This is a genomic window from Couchioplanes caeruleus (assembly GCF_023499255.1).
Classification (GTDB): Bacteria; Actinomycetota; Actinomycetes; order Mycobacteriales; family Micromonosporaceae; genus Actinoplanes; species Actinoplanes caeruleus_A.
Window position 1 is genome coordinate 4424980 of record NZ_CP092183.1, and the last position, 23331, is coordinate 4448310.

General features: G+C 73.6%; 21 protein-coding genes. 14 read left to right on the forward strand and 7 right to left on the reverse strand.

What is annotated here, in order from left to right; genetic code table 11:
* Positions 1–80 precede the first annotated feature (80 nt).
* The gene (locus tag COUCH_RS20420; RefSeq protein ID WP_249606781.1) at positions 81–2402 is read left to right on the forward strand and encodes a putative bifunctional diguanylate cyclase/phosphodiesterase; all 2322 of its coding nucleotides are present in this window, start codon (positions 81–83) and stop codon (positions 2400–2402) included.
* Here COUCH_RS20420 and gndA read toward each other — a convergent pair.
* A complete protein-coding gene (gene gndA / locus COUCH_RS20425; RefSeq protein WP_249606782.1) occupies positions 2399–3832 on the reverse strand; it encodes an NADP-dependent phosphogluconate dehydrogenase in 1434 nt (477 codons plus the stop codon). The two genes, COUCH_RS20420 and gndA, sit on opposite strands and share 4 nt — an antisense overlap.
* Before the next feature lie 144 nt (positions 3833–3976).
* Between gndA and COUCH_RS20430 the strand changes: the two genes are divergently transcribed.
* The 4 genes from COUCH_RS20430 (at position 3977) to COUCH_RS20445 (ending at position 8918) form a co-directional block, all read left to right on the forward strand.
* Positions 3977–5389: a GGDEF domain-containing protein gene (locus COUCH_RS20430; protein ID WP_249606783.1), complete on the forward strand. Its 1413-nt coding sequence runs from the start codon at positions 3977–3979 to the stop codon at positions 5387–5389.
* Between the two features lie 42 nt (positions 5390–5431).
* Positions 5432–5746, forward strand: coding sequence for a type II toxin-antitoxin system PemK/MazF family toxin (locus COUCH_RS20435; RefSeq protein ID WP_199509375.1), 315 nt, complete (start codon positions 5432–5434; stop codon positions 5744–5746).
* A gap of 153 nt (positions 5747–5899) precedes the next feature.
* Positions 5900–7735: a SpoIIE family protein phosphatase gene (locus COUCH_RS20440; RefSeq protein ID WP_249613763.1), complete on the forward strand. Its 1836-nt coding sequence runs from the start codon at positions 5900–5902 to the stop codon at positions 7733–7735.
* Between the two features lie 31 nt (positions 7736–7766).
* Positions 7767–8918, forward strand: a complete 1152-nt coding sequence (locus COUCH_RS20445) for a spore photoproduct lyase family protein (protein WP_249606784.1) — start codon at positions 7767–7769, stop codon at positions 8916–8918.
* Here COUCH_RS20445 and COUCH_RS20450 read toward each other — a convergent pair.
* Positions 8906–9721, reverse strand: a complete 816-nt coding sequence (locus tag COUCH_RS20450; RefSeq protein ID WP_346015928.1) for a 3-keto-5-aminohexanoate cleavage protein — start codon at positions 9719–9721, stop codon at positions 8906–8908. The genes COUCH_RS20445 and COUCH_RS20450 overlap by 13 nt on opposite strands.
* Between COUCH_RS20450 and COUCH_RS20455 the strand changes: the two genes are divergently transcribed.
* Positions 9720–10160 carry an NUDIX domain-containing protein gene (locus tag COUCH_RS20455; RefSeq protein ID WP_249606786.1) on the forward strand — a complete coding sequence of 147 codons (441 nt, stop codon included), beginning with the start codon at positions 9720–9722 and terminating at the stop codon, positions 10158–10160. The genes COUCH_RS20450 and COUCH_RS20455 overlap by 2 nt on opposite strands.
* 5 nt (positions 10161–10165) lie before the next feature.
* Here COUCH_RS20455 and COUCH_RS20460 read toward each other — a convergent pair whose 3' ends face one another.
* The 3 genes from COUCH_RS20460 to COUCH_RS20470 are packed head-to-tail and all read right to left on the reverse strand — an operon-like array spanning position 10166 to position 12438.
* Positions 10166–10804, reverse strand: coding sequence for a class I SAM-dependent DNA methyltransferase (locus COUCH_RS20460; RefSeq protein WP_249606787.1), 639 nt, complete (start codon positions 10802–10804; stop codon positions 10166–10168).
* Between the two features lie 17 nt (positions 10805–10821).
* Positions 10822–11265 (reverse strand): group II truncated hemoglobin, encoded by a 444-nt coding sequence (locus COUCH_RS20465; protein ID WP_249606788.1) that lies wholly within the window; start codon positions 11263–11265, stop codon positions 10822–10824.
* Between the two features lie 39 nt (positions 11266–11304).
* Positions 11305–12438 carry a hypothetical protein gene (locus tag COUCH_RS20470; RefSeq protein ID WP_249606789.1) on the reverse strand — a complete coding sequence of 378 codons (1134 nt, stop codon included), beginning with the start codon at positions 12436–12438 and terminating at the stop codon, positions 11305–11307.
* Positions 12439–12764: 326 nt separating this feature from the next.
* Here COUCH_RS20470 and COUCH_RS20475 point away from each other — a divergent pair, with 326 nt between their 5' ends.
* On the forward strand, positions 12765–13139 hold the full coding sequence (locus COUCH_RS20475) for a YciI family protein (protein ID WP_249606790.1): 375 nt from the start codon (positions 12765–12767) through the stop codon (positions 13137–13139).
* Between the two features lie 34 nt (positions 13140–13173).
* Here COUCH_RS20475 and COUCH_RS20480 read toward each other — a convergent pair whose 3' ends face one another.
* Positions 13174–13500 (reverse strand): TraR/DksA family transcriptional regulator, encoded by a 327-nt coding sequence (locus COUCH_RS20480; protein ID WP_249606791.1) that lies wholly within the window; start codon positions 13498–13500, stop codon positions 13174–13176.
* A gap of 82 nt (positions 13501–13582) precedes the next feature.
* Between COUCH_RS20480 and COUCH_RS20485 the strand changes: the two genes are divergently transcribed.
* The 6 genes from COUCH_RS20485 to nrfD all read left to right on the forward strand — a co-directional run bounded on the left by COUCH_RS20485 (position 13583) and on the right by nrfD (position 21109).
* Entirely contained in the window at positions 13583–13729 is a 147-nt protein-coding gene (locus COUCH_RS20485) for a hypothetical protein (protein ID WP_249606792.1), read from the forward strand.
* Between the two features lie 40 nt (positions 13730–13769).
* On the forward strand, positions 13770–14762 hold the full coding sequence (locus COUCH_RS20490) for a DUF1152 domain-containing protein (RefSeq protein ID WP_249606793.1): 993 nt from the start codon (positions 13770–13772) through the stop codon (positions 14760–14762).
* A gap of 34 nt (positions 14763–14796) precedes the next feature.
* The gene (locus COUCH_RS20495) at positions 14797–15468 is read left to right on the forward strand and encodes a hypothetical protein (RefSeq protein ID WP_249606794.1); all 672 of its coding nucleotides are present in this window, start codon (positions 14797–14799) and stop codon (positions 15466–15468) included.
* 163 nt (positions 15469–15631) lie between these two features.
* On the forward strand, positions 15632–18904 hold the full coding sequence (gene fdh / locus COUCH_RS20500) for a formate dehydrogenase (RefSeq protein WP_249606795.1): 3273 nt from the start codon (positions 15632–15634) through the stop codon (positions 18902–18904).
* A gap of 1 nt (position 18905) precedes the next feature.
* Positions 18906–19973, forward strand: coding sequence for a 4Fe-4S dicluster domain-containing protein (locus COUCH_RS20505; RefSeq protein ID WP_249606796.1), 1068 nt, complete (start codon positions 18906–18908; stop codon positions 19971–19973).
* Positions 19970–21109: an NrfD/PsrC family molybdoenzyme membrane anchor subunit gene (gene nrfD / locus COUCH_RS20510; protein ID WP_430640811.1), complete on the forward strand. Its 1140-nt coding sequence runs from the start codon at positions 19970–19972 to the stop codon at positions 21107–21109. The genes COUCH_RS20505 and nrfD overlap by 4 nt, the downstream gene beginning before the upstream one ends.
* 2 nt (positions 21110–21111) lie before the next feature.
* Here nrfD and COUCH_RS20515 read toward each other — a convergent pair whose 3' ends face one another.
* Positions 21112–22302 (reverse strand): FAD-dependent monooxygenase, encoded by a 1191-nt coding sequence (locus tag COUCH_RS20515; protein WP_249606797.1) that lies wholly within the window; start codon positions 22300–22302, stop codon positions 21112–21114.
* Positions 22303–22429: 127 nt separating this feature from the next.
* Between COUCH_RS20515 and COUCH_RS20520 the strand changes: the two genes are divergently transcribed.
* Positions 22430–23314 carry a TetR/AcrR family transcriptional regulator C-terminal domain-containing protein gene (locus COUCH_RS20520; RefSeq protein ID WP_249606798.1) on the forward strand — a complete coding sequence of 295 codons (885 nt, stop codon included), beginning with the start codon at positions 22430–22432 and terminating at the stop codon, positions 23312–23314.
* Positions 23315–23331: the final 17 nt, after the last annotated feature.

The following is a 23331-nucleotide window of genomic DNA, read 5'->3' on the forward strand; positions in this document are numbered from 1 at the left end:
GACGCGCCGGAGCCGACTGGAATTCCACCAGGACCGGACATGTATTTCGCTGACCAGCACAGACGGGACCCCACGCCACCATGACGGCACCAGCCACGCGGGTCGGCCGCCGGCGCGCGCAGAAGCAGGCCCGCCCGGGCCCGCTTCCGCTCGCCGTGGCGGTGCTCGCGCTGGCCTGGTCGCTGGTGTGGCTGACGGTGCAGGACGGGGGCACCACCCGGCCCGGGTACGCCGGCGGCCCGCTCGCGATGCTCGGCGCGTTCCTGGCCTGCCGCCGGATCGGTGCCATGATCGTCGTGGCGCGGCCGGTGCGCTCCTTCTGGCGATGGTTCGCCAACGCGGCCATCTGCCTGGGCGCCGGCGCCGCGATCAGCTTCGCGCTGGCCAACAACCGGCCGGGTCTCTCGCCGTACGTCGCCGCGCCGATCATGCTCGGCGTGGCCATGGCACTGCTGGCCTTCCTGCAACTGCCCCGCGAGCGCCGGTCCTCGCTGCGGTGGACACAACTCGTGCTCGACGGTGCCACCGTGGCCGTATCCGGCACGCTGATCTTCTGGTACGTCGTCTTCCAGCTCGCCGATCCCGCCACGTCGCCGGCCACCCTGCAGGGCGCCGCAGTCGTCGGCGTGGGCGGCCTCATCGCGCTCGTGGTGATCGGCCGCGCGGCGATGAGCCCGGCCAGTGTCGTGGACCCGCTGTCGCTGCGGATGCTCGCCGTCGCGCCGCTGACCGGGGTGGTCTCCTCGGTGCTGCTCATCGCCGGCAGCCCCACCGCCCGGCTGTGGCTGTCGGTGCTGTCCGTACCGCTGGTGGGGCTGGCGATGTGCCTGGCCGCGTACCGTCAGCAGCTCGTGCTGGGCCGCCCGGGCGTGACGGCGGTGGCGCCCGCGCGCCGCAGCGTCTACAACGCGCTGCCGCTGATCTCGGTGATCGCGACCGCGGCGCTGGTCATCACCGTCTCGGCGCGCCAGCTCGACTCGCACCAGCGCGTCGTCATCGTCGGCGCGGTGCTGATCGCCGCGTTCGTGGTCGCGCGGCAGCTGCTGGGCCTGCGCGCCAACGAGCGGATGCTCGGCGGGATCCGCCGCCAGCAGGCCGAGCTGGAACGGCTGGCGATGCACGACCCGCTGACCGGGCTGGCGAACCGGGCCCGCTTCGGCACCGTGCTCGGCGAACGGCTCGACGCGCACCTGCCGGCCAGCGTGCTGCTGGTCGACATCGACGACTTCAAGATGGTCAACGACACCATGGGGCACGCCGTCGGCGACCAGTTGCTCTACGAGGTGGCGCAGCGGCTGCGGCACCACAGCGCGGTCACCCACCTGCCGTCGCGGCTCGGCGGCGACGAGTTCGCCGTGCTGCTCGACACCGACGAGCCGGTGCAGGCCGAGGCCGCGGCCGCGCGCATCCTGGCCGCCCTGGCGGTGCCGTTCCGCGTCGGCGAGCACCACCTGCTCGCGCACGCCAGCATCGGCGTCGCGCTGGCCGGGCCGGGCGACAGCGCCGACGAGATGCTGCGCAACGCCGACATCGCGATGTACGCGGCGAAGGCCTCCGGCAAGGCGTCCTACGCCCGGTTCGAGCCGCGGATGCGCAACGAGGTCGTCAACCACGCCCGGCTCGGCAGCGAGCTGCACAACGCGATCATCCGGCACGAGCTGTACCTGATGTACCAGCCGGTCTTCGACATCACCACCGGCCGCATGTCCGGCGCGGAGGCGCTGGTGCGCTGGCGGCACCCCGTACGCGGCAACGTGTCGCCGGGCGACTTCATCCCGGTGGCCGAGCGCTCCGGGCTGATCGTGCCGCTCGGCTCGTGGGTGCTGCGCGAGGCGTGCGAACAGCTCGCCCGCTGGCACGCCGAGTACGGCCCCGCCGCGATCCGCTCGATCAACGTCAACGTGGCCGCGCGGCAGCTGCGCGAGTCGGGCTTCGTCGACGAGGTCGCGGCCGTGCTCAGCGACACCGGCCTCGTACCGGCGAACCTGGTGCTCGAGGTGACCGAGTCGTCGGTGGTCGACGGCCGGCAGGTGCGCGACACCCTCGAGGCGCTGCACGAGCTGGGCGTACGCCTGGCCCTCGACGACTTCGGCACCGGCCAGTCCAGCCTCAGCCTGCTGCGGGCGTTCCCGGTGGACGTGCTGAAGCTGGACAAGTCCTTCGTCGACGGCATCTGCGACGGCGAGGACCGGGGCCGCCTCGCGGTGGCCGCGGCCGTCGCGCAGCTCGCCGAATACCTCGACCTGTACGCCGTCGCGGAGGGCATCGAGACCGCCGCGCAGCTGGAACGGCTGCGGCAGATGGGATACCGGCTCGGCCAGGGCTACTACATGGCCAAGCCGCTCCCGCCGGCGGAGATGGCGGCCCTCATGGTGCGGACCGCCACCGCCGTCCCGGTCTAGGCGGACACCTCGTTGCGCTCCGCACCCCACATGGTGTGGAACGAGCCGTCCTTGTCGACCCGCTGGTACGTGTGTGCGCCGAAGAAGTCGCGCTGGCCCTGGATCAGCGCGGCCGGCAGGCGCTCGGCGCGCAGCCCGTCGTAGTACGCCAGCGCCGACGCGAAGCCCGGCGCCGGGATGCCCTGCGCCGCGGCGAGCGCCACGACCCGCCGCCACGCGTCCTGCGCGCCGCTGACCGCCTCGAGGAAGTAGTCGTCGACGAGCAGGGTCTGCAGGTTCGCGTCCTTGTCGTACGCCTGCTTGATGTAGTCGAGGAACTTCGCCCGGATGATGCAGCCGGCCCGCCAGATCTTGGCCATCGCGCCCGGGTCGATCTGCCAGCCGTACTCGGCGCTGGCCGCCTGGATCTGCTGGAAGCCCTGCGCGTACGCGACGATCTTGGAGGCGAACAGCGCCTGCTCGACGTCGGCCTGCAGGTCCGCGCCGCCCGCGCCGGCGGTGGCCGACGGGCCGGGCAGCTTGCCCGCGGCGGCCGCGCGCACGTCCGCGCCGCCGGACAGCGCCCGGGCGAACACCGCCTCGGCGATGCCGCTCACCGGCACGCCCAGGTCCAGCGCCGACTGCACGGTCCAGCGGCCGGTGCCCTTCTGCTCCGCGCGGTCCACCACCACGTCGACGAACGGCTTGCCGCTCTCCGCGTCGACCTGCTTGAGCACCTCGGCGGTGATCTCGATCAGGTACGAGCCGAGCCGGCCCTCGTTCCAGCCCTTGAAGATCTCCGCGATCTCCGCCGGCGAGTGGCCGCCGGCCTGCCGGAGCAGGTCGTACGCCTCGGCGATCAGCTGCATGTCGGCGTACTCGATGCCGTTGTGCACCATCTTCACGAAGTGGCCGGCGCCGTCCGGGCCGACGTGCACGCAGCACGGCTCCCCGTCCACCTTGGCCGAGATGTCCTCCAGCAGCGGGCCGAGCGACTCGTACGACTCCGGCGAGCCGCCGGGCATGATGCTCGGGCCGTGCAGGGCGCCCTCCTCGCCGCCGGACACGCCGGTGCCGACGAAGTGCAGGCCGCGCTCCTTGAGGGCCGCCTCCCGCCGCCGGGTGTCGGCGAAGTGGGCGTTGCCCGCGTCGATGAGCATGTCACCCGGTTCGAGCAGCGGGGCGAACTCGTCGATGACCGCGTCGGTGGCCTTGCCGGCCTTGACCATGATCACCACGCGGCGGGGCCGTTCCAGGCTCGCCACGAAGTCCTCGGCGCTCTCGGACGCGATGAACGTGCCCTCGTGGCCGAACTCCTCGACGAGCTCCTTCGTCCGGCCGTAACTGCGGTTGTGCACCGCGACCGTGTGGCCGTGGCGGGCGAAGTTGCGGGCCAGGTTGCGCCCCATCACCGCCAGGCCGGTCACGCCGATCTGAGCCTTCTGCGTCATGAACGTCCTTCCTCCACGCGAGAAACGGGGTGCATCCCGTCGGTCGCAAGCCGTCACGGCCATTGTTACGGATTCACAACGCCCGGGGTTCGACCGGAGGTGAACAACGCTCACCCCGCGGGACGATCCGCCGAAGGTGAGGAGGTGACTCGCGCCTTCTGGTGGTACCTGGGCGGCACCGGTTCGCTGGCGGTGGCGCACCCGCTGCTGCCCGCGGGCGCCCGGCCGCTGAACATGCTGCTCGTCTCGGCGTGCAGCGTGCCGGCCCTGCTGACCCTGCTGCGCCGCCTGGGCGCCCGCGAGGGTCTGCCCTGGTGGATCCTGGCCGGCGCGATGACCGTGATGTCCACCGGCAACGCGCTCACCGCCTTCGCCGGGCCCGACCGTCGGATGTCCGCCGAGTTGCTGGTGACAGTGGGGCACGCCGCGCTGCTCGCCGCCGCGATCGCCCTCGTGGTGCGCCGCGGGCGCGGCGACATCGGCGGCCTGCTCGACGTGTCGCTCGCCGCGGTCACCCTGGGCGGGCTGCTGTGGACGGGGCTCGTCTTCCCGCGCCTGAACGAGCTGGGCGCGAGCACCGGGGAGCAGGCGGCGCTGCTGGTCACCATCCTCGTGCTCGCCGGCGTCCTCGGCGCCCTGGTCCGGGTCCGGAAGGTGGCCGACCGGCGGCTGCCCGCGCTCAACCTGCTGGTGTGGGCGCTGCTGCTCGGCCTCGTCGGCAACGTCGTCCTCGCCGTCACCACCGGCACGATGACCACCAGCCGGCCGGGCTGGATCGAGGTGTTCCTGGTCATCGCGTACGTGTGTGTCGGTGCGGCCCCGCTGCACCCGTCGATGCTCGACCTCCTGCACCCCGGCCCGGCCCCGGTCGACCGCCTCACCCCCGGCAGGCTGGCCTTCCTCGGCCTGGCCCTCGCCGTGAACCCGCTGGTCGCCGGCGTCCGCGAGATCCTGGCCCTGCCTTCCGACGGACTGCTGCTGGCGCTCGGCTGCGTGTTCATCGTGCCGCTGGTCATGGTCCGCATCGGCCGGCTCGCCGCCGAACGGCACCAGGCCGAGGCGGCCCTGCGCCACCAGGCCACCCACGACCCGCTCACCGGGCTGCCCAACCGCGCCGAGCTCAACGCCCGGCTGGAGGCCGCCGTGGCCCGCGAGCGCGCCACCGGCCGCCCGGCGGTCGTGCTGCTCTTCTGCGACCTCAACGGCTTCAAGGCCGTCAACGACCAGCTCGGCCACGCGGCCGGCGACCAGGTGCTCATCGGCATCGGCCGGCGGATCCGGGCCGGCCTGCGCGCGGGGGAGACGCTCGCCCGCTACGGCGGCGACGAATTCCTGCTGCTCTGCGAGGAGGAGGCGCAGCAGGAGGCGGCCGCGCGGCTGACCGCGCACATCGAGCAGGTCCTCGCCGAGCCGTTCGACCTCGGCGGTCACCCGGTGCGCGCCGGGGCCAGCGTCGGCGCGGTGCTCTCCGACGGCCGGCTGCGCCCCGAGGAACTCGTCACCCGCGCCGACCAGGCCATGTACCGCGTGAAACAGCGCCATCACGCCACGGCCTGACGCGCGCGCCGGGAAAGATCGGCCCGACGGTACGCTCGGCGCGTGAAGCGCGGCGAGATCTGGACCATCGGCAGCCGCACCGACCTGCGCTACCGGGTCCTCGTGCTCTCGGCCGACAGCTACAACGAGCGGTCGAACGCGTCCCCGTTCTGCGCGCCCATCGTGCGCCAGCGCGGCGTGACCGAGCTGCCGCCGTACGCGGTGGCCCTCACCGAGCAGGACCCCATCACCGGCGTCGTGGTGATCAACCGGATGCGCCGCCTGCCGGCCTCGGTCGGCGCGGAGCGCATCGGCATGGCCACCGGCGCCAGCATGGCCCGGGTCACCGAGGCGATGCGCGGCCTCTTCGAACTCTGAGCACGATCCGTCACGGTAGCCCGTCCGGGTGACCCGGGCCGCGCCGCGCCGCAGGTGGGATGGGGGTGGGGGTGTTCGGGGGATGACGATCTCGGCCGCGCTGGCGTATCCAGGAGGCATCCGACGTCGTACGTGGAGGGGGCAGTGACCTGGATGGGCGGCCGTCAGGCGTACGTGGAGGCGGTGGAGAGCCTGCGCCCGTCCCAGCAGGCGGAGGACGCCGGGCGCGCGCTGGTCGACCGGGCCGTCGGGCTGCTCGCCGGGCGGACCCGCTGCCGGCTGTCCGACGCGCACCGTCACCTCCTGCAGATGACCGCCGACCAGGGCCGCGACCTCGTCGACGTGGCCGCCGGCGTGATCACCCTGTTCGACGTCACCGAGCCGTCCGCCCGCGGTGCCGCGCCGCACCCGCGCCTGCCCGCGGTCGGCGTCGCGCAGGTGCGCCGCGCGGAGCCCTGGCTGGCGACGGCGCAGGCGGTGCTCGACGGCATGCCGGGCCAGGCCGCGCTGCTGCTGCCCGTGCTCGACGCCGGCCGCCTCGTCGACCTGGAGTTCGCCGCGGCGACCCCGGAGGCCGAGGTCGCCGACGGGCTGCACGGCCGGGCCCTGATCGGCTCGCGGCTGGGTGACCACCTCCCGGAGAGCCTGCTCAGCGAGCGGTGGCGACGCTACGAGCGGGTGCTGGACAGCGGCGAACCGGCCGAGGTCGGCCCGTTCCTGCTGGCCGGCGAGCGGTACACCGTCCGCGCCCACCGGGTCGGTTCCGGGCTGCTGATGAGCTGGGAGCGCCACGACCGCAGCCCGGGGGAGAGCGAACGCATCGCCGGCACCGAGCGCCTGGGCAACCTCGGCTGGGGCGAATGGGACCTGGTCAGCGGGGAGGTGCGCTGGTCCGCGCAGGTCTTCCGGATCTACGAGCGCGATCCCGCGCTGGGGCCCATGTCGCGGGAGGAGACCGAGGCGCTGACCCTGCCCGAGGACCTGCCGCTGCGGATGGCCGCCGTCGAGGCGTTCGAGCGTGGCGAGCAGGTCGACGTGACCCTCCGCGCCCGGGTGCACGGCCGGGTCAAGTACCTGCGGACGGTCGCCGACGCCGTCCGGGACGCGGCCGGGTCGCCGCTGCGGATCTACGGCATCGTGCAGGACGTCACCGCCCGCGAGGCCGGCGCCCGGCGCCTCGCCGAGGTCGAGCACCAGCTCGCGGAGCAGCGGCGGTCCGCGGCCGCCGAGCACGCGCTCGCGGCCCAGCTGCAGCGGGCCATCCTGCCGATCCCGGACGGGCCGGTCGCGCTGCCCGGCCTCAAGGTCGCCGTCCGTTACCTGCCGGCCGGGCAGGAGGGCATGGTCGGCGGCGACTGGTACCACGCGACGACGCTCGGCGACGGCTCGGTGCTGCTCGCCGTCGGCGACGTGGCCGGGCACGGCACCCAGGCGGCCACGACGATGGCGCAGCTGCGCCATTCGCTGCGGGCGCTGGCCGTGACCACGTCCGACCCGGGTGAGCTGCTGGGCCACCTCAACCGGCTGACCTGCGACCTGGACGCGGAGACGCCGGAGATCGCCGCGACCGCGATCGTGGCCCGCTTCGACCCGGCCCGGCGCCGCCTCACCTGGGCCCAGGCCGGGCATCCGCCGCCGCTGCTGTCGCGGGGCGGCCGGACGGCGCCGCTGCCCCGCCCGTCGGGGCCGATGCTGGGCGTCGTCGAGGACGCCCGGTACGAGTGCGCCGTGCTCGACCTCGCGATCGGCGACCTGCTGCTGTGCTACACGGACGGGCTGGTCGAGCACCGCTCCCGTGGCCTCGACGACGGCCTCGACGCGGTCATCCGCGCGGTCGACGAGTCGGTACGCGCCTCGCCCCGCCAGCCCCTCGGCGAGCTGCTGGCCCGGCTGCGCCGGGCGAACCCGGACGACGACACGTGCATCCTCGCCGTGCGCCCGATCACCGGGGAGACCCAGGACCTGCGCCGATACCTGGGCCGGCGGTGAGATCCGCCGCCGCGCGGGTACCCCTGGGGTCGTGGACCTCACCCGGCCCCTGGCCCCGGACGTGCCCGCGGCACCGCACAGCGCCAGCGGCGAGCGCACCGACCTGCACGACCTGAGCGGCCTCGCGCCGCCCGCGCGCCCGGCCCGGCGGTGGACGCCGCGCCGGGTGGTGGCCACCCCGGCGGCGTACGACCATCCGCACGGCCACCGCATCATGGCCCGGCTCGAGGCGCAGGGCATCGAGGTGGAGCGGCTGACCGGCAACCGGCTGACCGGGCTGCGCGGCGCCACCGAGCGGGAGACGTACGCCCGCGCGAAGGCCACCCTGGCGATCGTGGTCAGCCCGCCGTCACGCCGCCGCCTGCAACCCATCGCCCCCAGCGCGGACTGGCGCTTCGACCTGGCCGAGGGCTGCCCGGCGCACTGCCAGTACTGCTATCTCGCCGGCTCGCTGACCGGGCCGCCGGTGACCCGCGTGTACGCCGACCTCGACGACATCCTCGCCGGGCTGGCGCCGTACGCCGGAACCGCGAAGCGCCGCCCCGAGGAGGGCACCACCTTCGAGGCGTCCTGCTACACCGACCCGCTCGCGCTGGAACACCTCACCGGCAGCTGGCGCCGCGCGGTGGAGCACTTCGGCGCCTGGGACGACGCGGTGCAGCTGCGCTGGACGACGAAGTTCGCCGACGTGGGCACGTTCGCAGGCCTGCCGCACCACGGCCGCACCCGGGTCCGCTTCAGCGTCAACTGCCTGCCGGTCACCACCCGCTTCGAGGGTGGCACGGCCCGGCTGGAGGACCGCCTCGCCGCCCTGCGCCGCCTCGCCCTCGACGGCTACCCGGTCGGGCTCACGATCGCGCCGATCATGCCGGTGCCGGACTGGCCGGAGCACTACGGCCACCTGCTCGACGAGGTGGCCCGCGCGGTGGGCGGCGTGCCGGGCCTCGACCTGACCGCCGAGCTGATCACACACCGCTTCACCCCGGGCAGCAAGGACGTGCTGCTCGGCTGGTACCCGGCGACCCGCCTGGAGATGGACGAGGGGGCCCGCGACCGCAAGCACGGCAAGTTCGGCGCGGTGAAGTACGTCTACCCGCGCACCACGATGACGGATCTGCGCTCCTGGTTCGACCGGGAGATCGCCGACCGGCTCCCGGCCTGCCGCATCCTCTACTGGACCTGACGCTTCAGTCCGGTTGTGCGTGGCGGTGGGGTGGTTGGACGGGGCGCGGCGTCCCACACCCGAATCGCCCGCCGGACCAGGTCGGCGTTGTCCACCGCCGGGGCGCCCGTCTCGTCCACCAGCGTGTCCTCGAGCCCTACCCGGGTCGGCAGCCCCAGGCGCCCGGCGTGCCGCACCAGCGGCCAGCACGCCTCCTCCTCGCCGTGCAGCAACCGCGGGCCGGCGACGCCGCGCCGGTCCAGCCGCTGCAGGATCCGGTCGGCCACCGCCACCGCGTCCGCCGCCGGTGTGTGCAGAACCTCCACCAGAACCCGATCGACGGGTACGCCGGCCAGCGCCTCGACGTCGTCGACGGACCACACCCCCGCCTCGACGGCCACCCCGGCGTCGCGCAGCGCGGCGGCCGTACCCGCGAACCGGTCCTCGTGCACGTTCACCGACGCCATGTCGGGACGCTGTTCCGGGGGCAGCTGTGCCCACGCCCGGATCCGCTCGAGGCGCAGCCGCGCGTCCCCGCCGGTGATCCACAGACCGGTGGAGACGCCGACGGGCGTACCGGGGCAGCGCCGCCGCACCGCCGCCACGGCCGCACCCACGTCGAGCGTCTCGGCGCCGCCCGCATCCCGTGGGTGCAGATGCACCGCCTCCGCCCCGGCCGCGACGGCGCCCGCGGCCGCCCCGGCCAGGTGCGCGGGCGTGACGGGCACGCCCGGATGCTCGCCGGGGCGTCGGCCGCCGTTGAGACACACCTTGATCCGCCTGATCACGCCCCACCCTGACACGCTTGGCATGATGGCGGCCATGACGGCACAAGAAGTCCGGGTGTCCTGCGTGTTCGTCTGCCACGACGGCAACGGCAGGGTCCTGCTGGCGCAACGCTCCGCCGCCGCCCGCGACGAGCCGGGCACCTGGGACACCGGCGCGGGCGCGCTGGAGTTCGGTGAGAGCTTCGACGACGCCGTCACCCGCGAGGTCCGCGAGGAGTACGCGGCCACGCCGGAGGACATCACGATGCTGGGCGTGCGCAACGTCGTCCGGCCGCACTCGCACTGGGTCGCGCTGGTCTTCGCCGTACGCCTCGATCCGGCGGCCGTGCGGATCGGTGAGCCGCACAAGTTCGACGACCTGGCCTGGTTCACGGTGGACGCCCTGCCGGCGCCGCTGCACTCGCAGCTTCCGGCCACCCTCGAGCTGTACGCCTCAGCGGCGCCGGCCGTCCAGGCCGCGGCGGGGGCCCGGTAGCACGCTCACCGGTGGGCGAAGACGAAGCCGCCTTCGACGCCGGGTGCCGGACGGTGCACCATCTCGGCCTCGACGGTGAAGCCCGCGGCGCCGAGCCGGCCCGCGACCTCCGCCGGCGTGCGGCGGTGCACGTGGACGTGCATCGGCCGGCCGCCGTACCCCTCGGTCTTGAGCGTGCTGCCCGTGCCGGCGTGGAAACCGAGCAGCAGCGCCCCGCCGGGGCGCAGGACCCGGAAGAAGCCGGCGAGGACCGCGGGCAGCTCGTCGTCCGGGACGTGGATCGTCGAGAACCAGGCGAGCAGGCCGGCCAGGGATCCGTCGGGCAGGTCGAGGTCCGTCATCGAGCCGACCTCGAACCGCAGGCCCGGGTGATCCCGCCGGGCCACCTCGATCATCGCGGGTGACAGGTCGACACCGAACGTGTCCAGCCCGGCGCGGTGCAGGTGGTCGGTGATCCGGCCCGGGCCGCAGCCGACATCCGCGACCGGCCCGCCGCCCTGCGCGCGTACCAGCTCGGCGAACAGCGCCAGGATGCCCCGCTGGAACGGCTCGCCGGCGAGTGCGTCGCGCAGCATGTCGGCGTAGCCGGCCGCCACGGTGTCGTACGACATCCGGGTGTCGTCGAGCCAGCCGGGAACACGCATGGCGGCACGATATCGCCTCAGCGCTGCAAGCCGTCCAGGGTCCAGCGGGGCACCGGCAGCCCGGCGGGAACCCGCGAGCCCATCGGGGAGTACGTCATCACCTCGTCGGTCGCCCACCGCATGTACGCGACGAGGGCCGCCCGCACCGCCGGATCGGACGTGACGCCCGTGCTGTCGACCGCCGCGACGAAGCAGGCCACGAAGCGGTCCCCGAGGTCGTCCTCGGCGCCCTGGTTCGCGTGCAGGCCGAGCATGGCGGAGTGGCCGCCGTACGACGCGGAGTAGACCGGCGGCCCACCGAACACCTCGCCCCAGTAGTCGGCGAGGCGTTGCACGTGCTCCGGGTTGGTGGTGTGCGAGAAGGGGTGCTCGAGCACGGGATCGGCCAGGCACCGCGCGTGGAAGTCCGCGGCGAGGGCGAGGAGAGCCGGCGCCCCGCCCACGGCGTCGTAGAGCGTCATGGGCTCACCTTGCCAGAGGACCGGGTCGCGCCGTGCCCGTCATCCGGCGAGGAACGAGATCAGGTGGTCGTTGGTGATGCTGAGCCCGCGGCCGCGGGGAAGGGAGCCGAGCGGCAACAGCCGGTGGAGCGGGGCGGCGAGATAGTAGGCGTCGTAGTCGGTGAAGTCGAAGTGCCGCATGCCGTCCACCTCGTACGTCCGGACCGGTCCCGTGGACGCGGCGAGCAGCGTGCGCGCGGTCACCTGATCGGCGCGGTCCGCCGCGGAAGCCGGCCGGCAGGTGCCGGTGATGCACGAGCCGGCGGCGATCAGCAGCACGGGCCGGCGCAGACCGGTGTGGACCACCGGCCCGAACTGGGTGCCGTCGAGGTCCACGGCGGCGGCGCAGCGCGGGTCGTCGTGGCACGCCTGCAACGAGGCCGCGCCGCCGAACGAGTGACCGGCGTAGACGGTGCGGGTGGCGTCGACGTGCCCGGCGGCCCAGCCGTCACGGTCCAGAGCGGCGACCCGCGCGGCGACGAAGCGGGCGTCGGCGGCCCAGACGCGGAGGAGCGCGTCCGCGGCCCGTGCGACGGCGGGCGCGTGCAGGTCCGCCTGATCGAGGACGGCGGGGTTGCCGGCGGCGCTGGCCTGCACGACCTTGCCGTGCAGCACGGTGACGTTGGCGCTGTACGTGGGGGTGACGCCGGCGACGAGCCAGCCGTGGGCGGCGAGGTTCTCCGCGATCGCGGTGTACTGCGGCGCGGCGAGCCCGAGGCCCGGTTCGAGGACGACCACGGGGAAGCGGCCGGCGGCCACCGGGGCGGAGTCCAGCGCGTGGACCCGTACGGCGTCGAAGCTGCTCTCGCCCCAGCCGGCGACGCCGGGAAGGTGGAGCGCCGCCCACGCGCCCGGGGCGTACCGGGCTCGCGGGCCCGTGGCGTCGGGCGGAGCCGGGTACCACAACCAGACGGCCAGCTCCCGGGCGCCGGGGGAGGGCGCGAGCGGGTCGGCGCGGGTGTCGTCGGTCCACTCGGTCATCCGGCGGCCGACCCGGTACGTGCCGGTGGCGGCCTGCATCGTGACCGTCCGGGTGCGCCGGATCGCGACGGAGCCGAGATAACCGGCGCCGAGGATGGCGGTGGTCAGCGCGATCGCCAGCAACGCCCTGCGGGTTCGTCCGAGCCGGCTCATGGGCGCGCGGTGGCCAGGTCGCAGGTGAACCCCGTGAACGCTCTCATGTGGACCACCCAACCACGCAGATGTGCGCATCCGGTGAAGAAGCCGGGCAGCTTCAGAGTGAGCCGGTGGTCCTGCCGCGTTCCCGCACCGCGATGCCCTGTTCCTGACCCGGCCGGGGTGTTCACGCCCGCCCCCGGCTGGGATCCTCAGGCCCGGCTGCGGCCCCTAACATCCTAGGACGCTTTACAGGGTGTGCGCGGTGTCGGATTCGGGGCGGGCCGTTCGTGGAACAGGCGAGGGGCGGCCGGACCGGGCCGCCCGGACAAGGGAGTCATGCGATGCCGCGGTACCTGATCTCGTTCGACGACGGCGCGATGGACCACATTCCGGCCGGGGAGATACCGGAGGTGGCGAAGGCGGCGCACGCCGTGCTGCAGGAGGCGCTCGACGCCGGCGTCTTCGTGTTCGGCGGCGGGCTCGAGCGTCAGCGGGCCGGCATCGTCGTCGCCGACGGGGTGGTCAGCGACGGGCCGTACCCGGAGACCAAGGAGGTCATCGGCGGCCTCACGGTCGTCGACGTGCCGTCCCGGGAGGAGGCGCTCGCCTGGGCCGCCAGGATCGCCGCCGCGTGCCGGTGCGCGCAGGATGTCCGGGAGCTGATGCCCGACCCCGAGCTGGACGAGATGCTCCGCCGGGCCGGCGGGCGATCCTGACGTTCTGACGCGGCCGTTCGCTCCCGCAGGCGCGCTACGCGCAGGCGATGCAGAAGCGGGCGAACGGCCGCGCGGCGAGCCGCTCCTCGGCGATCGGCTGCCCGCACCGTTCGCAGACGCCGTACGTGCCGGCCTCCACCCGCGCCAGCGCGTCGTCGACCTCGGCGACCCGCTTGCGGGCGGCGGCGAGCAGCGCGGTCAGCTGGGCCCGCTCGAAACCGATGGTGGCGCCCTCCGGGTCGTGCTCGTCGTCGGCGTTCGAATCGCGCGACGCGGCGAACAGCGCCTCGAGATCCCGGGCCAGCGTGGCGGCCTCGGCTTCCGCGCCGGCTCGCAGCCGCAGCAACTCGTCCCGGACCATCTCCGCAGCATAACGATGCGATGGGCCGTCATCGCCCGAAGCGGCCTGCCGCCGACGACCGATACTGGCGGCAGGCAACGGGGTGGGCGCCGCCGGTGCCTTCGGGCTGGTCCTGATCGCGCTCGTCCTCCGGATCCGCATCGAGGAGCGCGCCCTCGTCGCCGCCCTGGGCGACCGCTACCGGCGGTTCGCCGCCGGCCGGGCCCGCCTCGTTCCGTTCGTGTGGTGACGGGTCAGCGGCACCGGCGGCCATGGCGGATCATGGTCCGGTGCTGAGCCCTGCCCCGCCGCCCGCGGATTCCGGGACGTTCTCGTTGTCCACCCCACCCCTGTTCGCCGCGCTCGCCCCCGCCCGCACCGTCCTGATCGCGGGCGCCGGCGGCGGGTTCGACGTGTACGCCGGCCTGCCGCTGGCCGTCGCGCTGTGGGATGCCGGCGTACGGGTGCATCTGGCGAACCTGTCGTTCTCCGAGCTCGTCGAGATCGGCCGCGAGTCGTGGGTGGACGAGCACGTCGTGGAGGTGACGCCGGAGACAGCCAGCTCGGACTGGTACTTCCCCGAGGGCACGCTCGCCCGGTGGCTGGCCGCCAACGACCTGCCGTCGACGGTGTACGCCTTCCCGCCGCTCGGCGTGCAGCTGCTGCGCGACGCGTACCGGTATCTCGTCGAGCGGCTGGACATCGACGCGGTCGTGCTGGTCGACGGCGGCACCGACATCCTGCTGCGCGGCGACGAGAGCAACCTCGGTACGCCCGTTGAGGACATCACCAGCCTCGCCGCGGTGGCCGGCCTCGACCTGCCGGTGAAGCTGGTCAGCTCGCTCGGGTTCGGCATCGACGCGTACGACGGCGTGAACCATGCCGAGGTGCTGGAGAATCTCGCCGCGCTCGATCGCGAGGGCGGATATCTCGGTGCTCTGTCCGTACCGAACGCCAGCCGGGAGGCCGCGCTCTACCGCGACGCGGTCGCGAACGCCCAGGCCGCGACCCCGGCGCGGCCCAGCATCGTGCACGGCCAGATCGCCGCGGCCACCGGCGGCGCGTTCGGCGACGTCCAGTTCACGAGGCGTACGACGGGCAGCCCGCTGTTCGTCAATCCGTTGATGGCGATCTACTTCACGGTGGACCTGGACAAGCTCGCCGCCCGGTGCCTGTACCGGGACCGCATCGAGAACACGCTGGGCAGGCGTCAGGTGACGACCCGTATCGAAGCCTTCCGGGCCGGAGTCTCACCCCGCATCCCGCGCGCCTTCCCGCACTGAGGCCCGCGAGCCTCGGGGGGCTACCTTGTCCCGCATGCATCTGGCGCCACCCGTGCCGCCGAGCTCGCCGACCAGCGTGCGCTTCGCGTGCGCGCTGCTGTACGGGGTCGCGGGGCTCTGCCTGCTCTCCGCGGTCCTCGAGCTGGTCTTCGTCAACACCGGCCTGAGCGTCTACCGCGACGCGTACACCGGTGACACCGGCTCGGGGTTCCGCAGCCTGGTCGGCGCGACGCTCGACATCGTGTTCGCCGGGGGCGCCGCCGTCCTGGCGGTGCTCAACGGGCAGGGCCGCAGGAACGCCAGGGTGACGACGTACGTGCTCGGCGGGCTCTCCCTGCTCTGCGGGGGCCTCGGCGCCCTGTCGGACCCGTTCCACGGCCCGTCCGGCTCGGCCGGACCGGGCGCGGTTCAACACCTCATGCCCGCCGTGTACGGCATCAGCGCGGGCGCCCTGGACGCGCTGACGGCCCTGGCCACGCTGACCGCCCTGGTGCTGCTCGCGGCGCCGTCGGCGAACCACTTCTTCGAGCTGTGCCACCGCAACCGGTACGTGCTCATCGTGACGACGCCGCAGCCTCATCCGGGCTACGACGCTACCGGCGCGGGCACGTCGCACTCCGCGGGGATTCCCGCACAGACCGAGCTGCCGCCGCACACGAGCAGCCTCCCGGCGATCGACCCCTGGGCCGGTCCCGGCGCCGGCTGACCGCATCCGTACGGGTGCGGAGGTCCCCGTTCCCGCCCTCGCCGTCGTGGATCTGCCCCCGGCGCCGCGCTGGACGCGTACCGGGAGAAGGTCCGCGGATGACACGCGAGCCGGGGGGCCGCACGCCGTGCGGCACCCCGGGAGGTGGTCTAGTGTCGATCACATGGGCGTCCGTACGTGGATCAACCACTGGCCGGTGTACCGGCAGCTGACCGGAACCGACCCGCTGGGGCGCGGCGAGGCGGCGAAATCGGACCGCTCGCGCAGCCTCACGGCGCGCACCGAGACCGCCGACTCGGTGGCCCGCTCGGTCTGCCCGTACTGCGCGGTCGGCTGCGGCCAGCGGATCTTCGTCAAGGACGGCAAGGTCGTCCAGATCGAGGGCGACCCGGACAGCCCGATCTCGAAGGGCCGGCTGTGCCCCAAGGGCTCGGCCAGCAAGAGCCTGGTCACCAGCGACCGGCGCCAGCAGAAGGTCCTCTACCGGCGGCCGTACGGTACGCAGTGGGAGGAGCTGGACCTCGACACGGCGATGAGCATGATCGCCGACCGGGTGCTCGCCGCGCGCGACGAGACCTGGGAGGACGCCGACGAGGACGGGCGCCCGCTGAACCGCACGCTCGGCATCTCCAGCCTGGGCGGCGCCACGCTGGACAACGAAGAGAACTACCTGATCAAGAAGCTCTTCACGGCCGTGGGCGCTATTCAGATCGAGAACCAGGCCCGTATTTGACACTCCGCCACCGTCCCCGGTCTGGGGACCAGCTTCGGCCGTGGCGGGGCCACCGGATTCCTCCAGGATCTGGCCAACGCCGACTGCATCATCATCCAGGGCTCCAACATGGCGGAGGCCCACCCGGTGGGCTTCCAGTACGTGGTGGAGGCGAAGAACCGCGGCGCCAAGGTGATCCACATCGACCCGCGGTTCACCCGGACCAGCGCGCTCGCGCACTCGTACGTGCCCGTGCGGGCCGGTGCGGACATCGCGTTCCTGGGTGGGGTGATCAACTACATCCTCGGCAACGAGAAGGACTTCCGGGAGTACGTGCTCGCGTACACCAACGCGTCCATGCTCGTCAGTGAGGACTTCCAGGACACCGAGGAGCTCGACGGGCTGTTCTCCGGCTACGACCCCGAGACCAACGCGTACGACCAGAGCACCTGGCAGTACGCCGGCCAGCAGGAGCACGGCCAGGAGGAGGGCGGCTCGCACATCGACCGGGAGACCGCCTCCGGGCTGGAGCAGGAGTCGCACGGCCCGCCGGTGCCCGCCGACGTGCCCCGCGACCCGACGCTGCAGGACCCGCGCTGCGTCTACCAGGTCCTCAAGCGGCACTACGCCCGGTACACGCCGGAGGTCGTCGAGCGGCTCTGCGGCGTGCCGCGGGACAAGTTCCTCGAGGTCTGCGAGGCGTGGACCGCCAACTCGGGCCGCGAGCGCACCACCGCGCTGGTCTACTCGGTGGGCTGGACCCAGCACAGCGTCGGCGTGCAGTACATCCGCGCCGGCGCGATCATCCAGCTGCTGCTGGGCAACATGGGGCGTCCGGGCGGCGGCGTGATGGCGCTGCGCGGGCACGCCAGCATCCAGGGCTCCACCGACATCCCGACGCTGTTCAACCTGCTGCCCGGCTATCTGCCGATGCCGCACCACAGCCAGCACGAGACGTACCGGCAGTGGATCGACGCCATCCGGCACCCCGAGCAGCAGGGCTTCTGGGCGAACGCCGAGTCGTACGCGGTCAACCTGCTCAAGGCCTACTACGGCGAGAACGCGACGAAGGACAACGACTTCGGGTACGGCTGGCTGCCCCGGCTGACCGGCGACCACGGCACCTACCAGCAGGTCCTCGACATGATCGACGGCAAGGTCAAGGGGTATTTCCTGCTCGGGCAGAACCCGGCGGTGGGCTCGGCGCACGGCCGCGCCCAGCGCCTGGGCATGGCCAACCTGGACTGGCTCGTGGTCCGCGACCTGTTCATGATCGAGAGCGCCACGTTCTGGAAGGACGGCCCCGAGGTCGCCACCGGCGAGATCGTGCCGGAGGAGTGCAGGACCGAGGTGTTCTTCATGCCCGCCGCCTCGCACGCCGAGAAGGAGGGCACGTTCACCCAGACCCAGCGCATGCTGCAGTGGCGCGAGAAAGCGGTCGAACCGTCCGGCGACTGCCGTTCGGAGCTGTGGTTCTTCTACCACCTCGGACGGATCATGCGGGAACGCCGGGCCGGCTCCACCGACCCGCGTGACCAGGGGCTGCTCAACATCGCCTGGGACTACCCGCTGCACGGCGAGCGCGGCGACGAGCCCAGCGCCGAGGCCGTGCTCAAGGAGATCAACGGCTACGAGGTCGCCACCGGCCGGCCGCTGTCCGCGTTCACCGAGATGAAGGCGGACGGCTCCACCGCGGGCGGCTGCTGGATCTACACCGGCGTCTACAAGGACGGCGTCAACCAGGCCGCCCGGCGCAAGCCGCGCACCGAGCAGGACTGGGTGGCCCGAGAGTGGGGCTGGGCCTGGCCCGCCGACCGCCGCACGCTCTACAACCGCGCCTCCGCCGACCCCGAGGGCCGCCCCTGGTCGGAGAAGAAGAAGTACGTCTGGTGGGACGAGGACGCGGGGGAGTGGACCGGCTACGACGTGCCGGACTTCGAGAAGACCAAGCCGCCGTCGTACCGGCCGCCGGAGGGCGCGACGGGCGTCGAGGCGATCAGCGGCGACGACGCGTTCATCATGCAGGGCGACGGAAAGGGCTGGCTGTACGCGCCCAGCGGCCTGATCGACGGGCCGATGCCGACGCACTACGAGCCCGCCGAGTCGCCGTTCCGCAACCCGCTCTACGGGCAGCAGGCCAACCCGACCCGCAAGGTGTACGAGCGCTCGGACAACCTGACCAACCCGAGCCCGCCGGAGCGGCACAGCGAGGTCTTTCCGTACGTGTTCAGCACGAGCCGGCTCACCGAGCACCACACCGCCGGCGGCATGAGCCGGCAGCTCGCGTACCTGTCGGAGCTGCAGCCGGAGATGTTCGTCGAGGTGTCGCCGGAGCTCGCGGCCGAACGCGGGCTGGAACACCTGGGCTGGGCGCACATCGTCACCGCCCGGGCGGCGATCGAGGCTCGGGTGCTGGTCACCGACCGGCTCACGCCGCTGCGCATCGAGGACCGGGTCGTGCACCAGATCTGGATGCCGTACCACTGGGGCGGCGAGGGCCTGGTGACCGGCGACTCGGCGAACGACCTGATCGGCATCACGCTCGACCCGAACGTGCTGATCCAGGAGAGCAAGGTGGGCACCTGCGACATCCAGCCGGGCCGCCGCCCCACGGGGACCGGGCTGCTGGCGTACGTGCAGGGTTACCGGGACCGGGCCGGCCTGACGCCGGGCCACCGCACGCCGATCCTCACCACCGAGGTCGAAGAGCCGGAGGACAGCTGACGTGGCCGGACCGAACAGCCTCTACGGGCCGCTGGACCCCGCGTCCGACGCCGGGTACGTCGACGCGCCGCCGCGGATGGGCTTCTTCACCGACACCAGCGTCTGCATCGGGTGCAAGGCGTGCGAGGTGGCGTGCAAGGAGTGGAACCTCGTCCCGGACGACGGCTTCAACCTGCTCGGGACCTCGTACGACAACACCGGCGGGCTGACCGCGAACTCGTGGCGCCACGTCGCGTTCATCGAGCAGCCGGCCGCGGGCAGCGGGCACGGCACGGACACGCCGGGCGCGTTCGAGGGTTTGCCGACCGGTCCGTCGGCGAGCGCCCACACGGCCGTCGTCGCGGCCGGGACCGGCCAGGACACGGGTACGGACCCCGGCGTGCCCCCGGCCCCCGACGCGCTCGCCGCCGCGGCCACCATCACCGCGCCCGGAGCCGGCCCGCAGTTCCTCGGGATGCCGATGGCCGACCTGCCCGGGCGCACCATGGACGCGCCGCGCAGCGACTTCCGCTGGCTGATGATGTCCAACGTGTGCAAGCACTGCACCCACGCGGGCTGCCTGGACGTGTGCCCGACCGGCGCGCTGTTCCGCACCGAGTTCGGCACGGTCGTCGTGCAGGAGGACATCTGCAACGGCTGCGGCTACTGCATCCCGGCCTGCCCGTACGGTGTCATCGACCAGCGCAAGGACGACGGCCGCGCCTGGAAGTGCACGATGTGCTACGACCGGATCGGCGACGGCCTGACCCCGGCCTGCGCGAAGGCCTGCCCCACCGAGTCCATCCAGTACGGCGAGCTCGACGAGCTGCGTTCCCGCGCCGCGCACCGCCTCGAGAAGCTGCACGAGCAGGGCGTCGCGGAGGCCCGCCTCTACGGCCACGACCCGGACGACGGCGTCGGCGGCGACGGCGCGTTCTTCCTGCTCCTCGACGAACCCGAGGTGTACGGCCTGCCCCCGGACCCGGTGGTGACCACGCGCGACCTGCCGGCGATGTGGAAACGGGCCGGCGTCGCGGCGCTGGCCATGGCGGCGACCGTCGTCGTGTCGTTCGCGGGACGGCGGCGATGAGGCCCCGGGAGGAGCGGGAACACGCCCGCGATGAGCGCCTCAGCCCGCCCCCGGCCGGTCACGAGGGCAGCGGCCTGAGCCGCGACGCCAGGGGCGGGTCCCGTTCGGCCCGCCGTGGCGGCGGTCGCGGCCGCGGCGACCGCTCGATGGTGCCCCCGGCGGAGTTCCGCTCGTACTACGGGCGCCCCATCGTCAAGCCGCCGGTCTGGCACTACGACATCGCGGCGTACCTGTTCACCGGCGGCCTCGCGGCGGGCTCCTCGATGCTCGCGGCGGGCGGCGCCGCCACCGGCCGCCCCGCGCTGCGCCGCGCCGGGCGGATCACCGCGCTGGGCGCGCTGACCGCCAGCACGTACTTCCTGATCAACGACCTGGGCCGCCCCGAGCGCTTCGTGAACATGCTGCGGGTCGCGAAGCCCACGTCCCCGATGTCCATGGGTACGTGGATCCTCAGCGCGTTCGGGGCCGCGGCGGGCGCCGCCGCGGTCGCCGAGGCCGCCCCGATTTTGCCGGAACGCGGCGTGCTCGGGCTGGCCCGCCGACTGCTCCCACCGGTCGGCACGGCCGGCCAGTACGCCGCCGCCGCCGTCGCGCCGGCGCTGGCCACGTACACGGCGGTCCTGCTCGCGGACACGGCCACGCCCAGCTGGCACGCCGCGTACCCGGAACTGCCCTACGTCTTCGCCGGCAGCGCCCTGGCCAGCGGCGCGGGCGTCGGCCTGCTGGCCGCGCCGTGTGACCAGGCGGGACCGGCCCGCCGCATGGCGGTGTGCGGCGCGGCCCTCGAGCTGTACGGTGCCCACCGCGTCGAGACCACCAAGGGGATCCTCAGCGAGCCGTACCGCGACGGCCGGCCCGGCAGGCTGCTGCGCGCCGGACGGTTCCTGACCGCGGCCGGGGTGGCCGGGGCGGTGCTCGGACGGCGCAGCCGCGTCGTGTCGGCGCTGTCCGGGCTGTCGCTGCTGACCGCGTCGCTGGCCACCCGCTTCGGCATCTTCGAGGGCGGCGTGGCCTCGGCGAAGGACCCGAAGTACACGGTCATCCCGCAACGGGAGCGACTGGCGGCGCGCGCCGCGGCCGACGCCAAGACCTCGGACGTCCCGCAGGGGAGCGGCTCGGGCGGGATCGGCGTCTGACCTCACCCCGGCCGAACGGCGGCGATCGCCGGGTACGTGCTGAGCGTGATCGCCTCCGCCTTGCCGAACTGACGGGCCAGCACCTGCCGCATGGGCCAGCGGGACATCGACCGCATCGACAGCGCTCGCAGCCGGATCGCGGCCCGCGACCTCGGCGCGAACGCGGCCATGCCGCCCGGTGGCAGCCGGGTGCCCTCGGCCACGTACGCGGCCATCTGCGCCTGGTAGGCGGCGAACGCCGTCTCCGGATCCGCCGCAGAGGCCAGCTCGCCCGCCAGAACGTACGCGCCGACCAGGCTCATGCTGGTGCCCAGCCCGGCCAGCGGCGAACCGCAGTAGCCGGCGTCGCCGAGCAGCACCACCCGGCCCCTGGCCCACCGCTCGACGTGCACCCGCTCGATCGAGTCGAAGTGGAAGTCGTCGGCGGCCGGCATGGCGGCCAGCAGGGCGGGCACCCGCCACCCGGCGCCGGTCAGCCGCTCGGTGACGAGGCGCTGCACGTCCGCTCGGGCGAGCCGCCCGTACCGGGTGCGGGAGCGGAAGTTCAGCATCGCCTTCGCCGTGCCGGTGCGCTCCGGTCGGATCCCGGCGACCCGGCCGCCGGGCGCGTTGTACATCTCGAACCAACCGCCCAGATCCCCCGGGTCCGGCACCGTGAACAGCGCCCCGTAACCGCCCACCGGACGGACGAATCTCTCCTCGGGGCCGAACGCCAGCGCGCGTACGCCGGAGTGCACGCCGTCGGCGCCGACGACCACGTCGAAGTGCTCGGTACCACCGCCGGCGAAGGTGACCCGGCCGTCCGGGTGCAGCGCCGAGATGCGGTCGCCGAAACGGTAGCCGGCCGTGTCCGCTGTGGCCTCCAGCAGGATGCGGCTCAGGTCGCCGCGGGCGATCTCGATCTCGGCGACGATGCCCTCACCGCCGAAGGCGTCGGCCGGCATCGCGGCGAGCCGGTGCCCGCGGGCGTCCACCAGGGCGACGCCGCGTTCGTCGCCGCGGTGCGCCCGGACGGCGGGCATGAGGCCCATCCGCTCGACGACCGTGCGGGCGGCGCCCCGGACGTCCACCGCCTGGCCGCCGGGCCGGGGCCGCGGCGCCTGCTCCACCACGGTCACCTCGGCGCCGGCGCGGTGCAGCCAGAACGCCAGCGCGGGCCCCGCGATCCCGGCCCCGGATATCAGTACACGCATGTCGGACGCTCCCTGCGTACTATGTACGGACGTGTACTAGGCAGCGTAGGAATGGCTAGCGCCGGAGGCAATCTGCACTAGTACGGCACAGGCGGGGCAGGCTGGGTGTACTAGTACGGGAGGTGGGATGGGGGAGGCGCCGTACCGGCGGATCGTGGCCGAGGTCCGCCGGCGGATCGAGGCCGGCGAGCTACGGCCCGGCGACCGGGTGCCGTCCGCGCGGGCGATCACCCGCGAGTGGGGCGTCGCGATAGCCACCGCGACCAAGGCGCACGCCGCGCTGCGCGAGGAAGGGCTCACCGTCTCCCGGCCGGGCGTGGGCACCGTGGTGGCCGGGCCGGCGCCTCGGCAGGACGGGGTCCTGAGCCGCGACCGGCTGGTCTCGGCCGCCATCGCGATCGCCGACCGGCACGGTGTGGCCGAGCTGACGATGCGCCGGCTCGCAGCCGACCTCGGCGTGGCGACCATGTCGCTCTACCGGCACGTACCGAGCCGCGACGACCTGATCCTGGCGATGATCGACGCGGCGATCGGCACGATCCGGCTGCCACCCCGGCACCCCGGCGGCTGGCGGGCCGCCGTGGAACTGGCCGCGCGGCAGGAATGGGCGGTGTTCCAGCGGCACCCGTGGCTGGCGCCGTCGCTGTCGCTCACCCGGCCGCAGATGGCGCCGAACGGCGTACGGCTCAGCGAGTGGGTCCTCGCGGCGTTCGACGGCACCGGGCTCGGTCTCGGCGAGCGGATGTACGTCCAGCTCACCCTCTTCACCTTCGTCCGTGGCGTGGCGAGCGCGCTCGAGCCGGAAGCCGAGGCGGTCCGCGAGACCGGCCTCACCGACGAGCAGTGGCTGAGCGCGCAGGAGCAGAAGTTCGCGACGCTGCTGGACGCGCACTCGATGAGCCACTTCCGGCGCCTGACCGCCGACGGCTTCGACTTCAGCCTGGAACGGCTCTTCGAGTTCGGCCTGGCCCGCCTCCTCGACGGCCTGGCGCCCTTCGTCGAGGGCCGCTAGCCGCGCCCCCCGGGGCC

Bases quoted from the DNA above. Each gene is read 5' to 3' on its own strand.
- COUCH_RS20420 (WP_249606781.1), top strand. From the start codon at position 81: ATGACGGCACCAGCCACGCGGGTCGGCCGCCGGCGCGCGCAGAAGCAG.
- gndA (WP_249606782.1), bottom strand. From the start codon at position 3,832: ATGACGCAGAAGGCTCAGATCGGCGTGACCGGCCTGGCGGTGATGGGG.
- COUCH_RS20440 (WP_249613763.1), top strand. From the start codon at position 5,900: ATGGGCGGCCGTCAGGCGTACGTGGAGGCGGTGGAGAGCCTGCGCCCG.
- COUCH_RS20455 (WP_249606786.1), top strand. From the start codon at position 9,720: ATGACGGCACAAGAAGTCCGGGTGTCCTGCGTGTTCGTCTGCCACGAC.
- COUCH_RS20450 (WP_346015928.1), bottom strand. From the start codon at position 9,721: ATGGCCGCCATCATGCCAAGCGTGTCAGGGTGGGGCGTGATCAGGCGG.
- COUCH_RS20460 (WP_249606787.1), bottom strand. From the start codon at position 10,804: ATGCGTGTTCCCGGCTGGCTCGACGACACCCGGATGTCGTACGACACC.
- COUCH_RS20465 (WP_249606788.1), bottom strand. From the start codon at position 11,265: ATGACGCTCTACGACGCCGTGGGCGGGGCGCCGGCTCTCCTCGCCCTC.
- COUCH_RS20470 (WP_249606789.1), bottom strand. From the start codon at position 12,438: ATGAGCCGGCTCGGACGAACCCGCAGGGCGTTGCTGGCGATCGCGCTG.
- COUCH_RS20475 (WP_249606790.1), top strand. From the start codon at position 12,765: ATGCCGCGGTACCTGATCTCGTTCGACGACGGCGCGATGGACCACATT.
- COUCH_RS20480 (WP_249606791.1), bottom strand. From the start codon at position 13,500: ATGGTCCGGGACGAGTTGCTGCGGCTGCGAGCCGGCGCGGAAGCCGAG.
- COUCH_RS20495 (WP_249606794.1), top strand. From the start codon at position 14,797: ATGCATCTGGCGCCACCCGTGCCGCCGAGCTCGCCGACCAGCGTGCGC.
- nrfD (WP_430640811.1), top strand. From the start codon at position 19,970: ATGAGGCCCCGGGAGGAGCGGGAACACGCCCGCGATGAGCGCCTCAGC.
- COUCH_RS20515 (WP_249606797.1), bottom strand. From the start codon at position 22,302: ATGCGTGTACTGATATCCGGGGCCGGGATCGCGGGGCCCGCGCTGGCG.
- COUCH_RS20520 (WP_249606798.1), top strand. From the start codon at position 22,430: ATGGGGGAGGCGCCGTACCGGCGGATCGTGGCCGAGGTCCGCCGGCGG.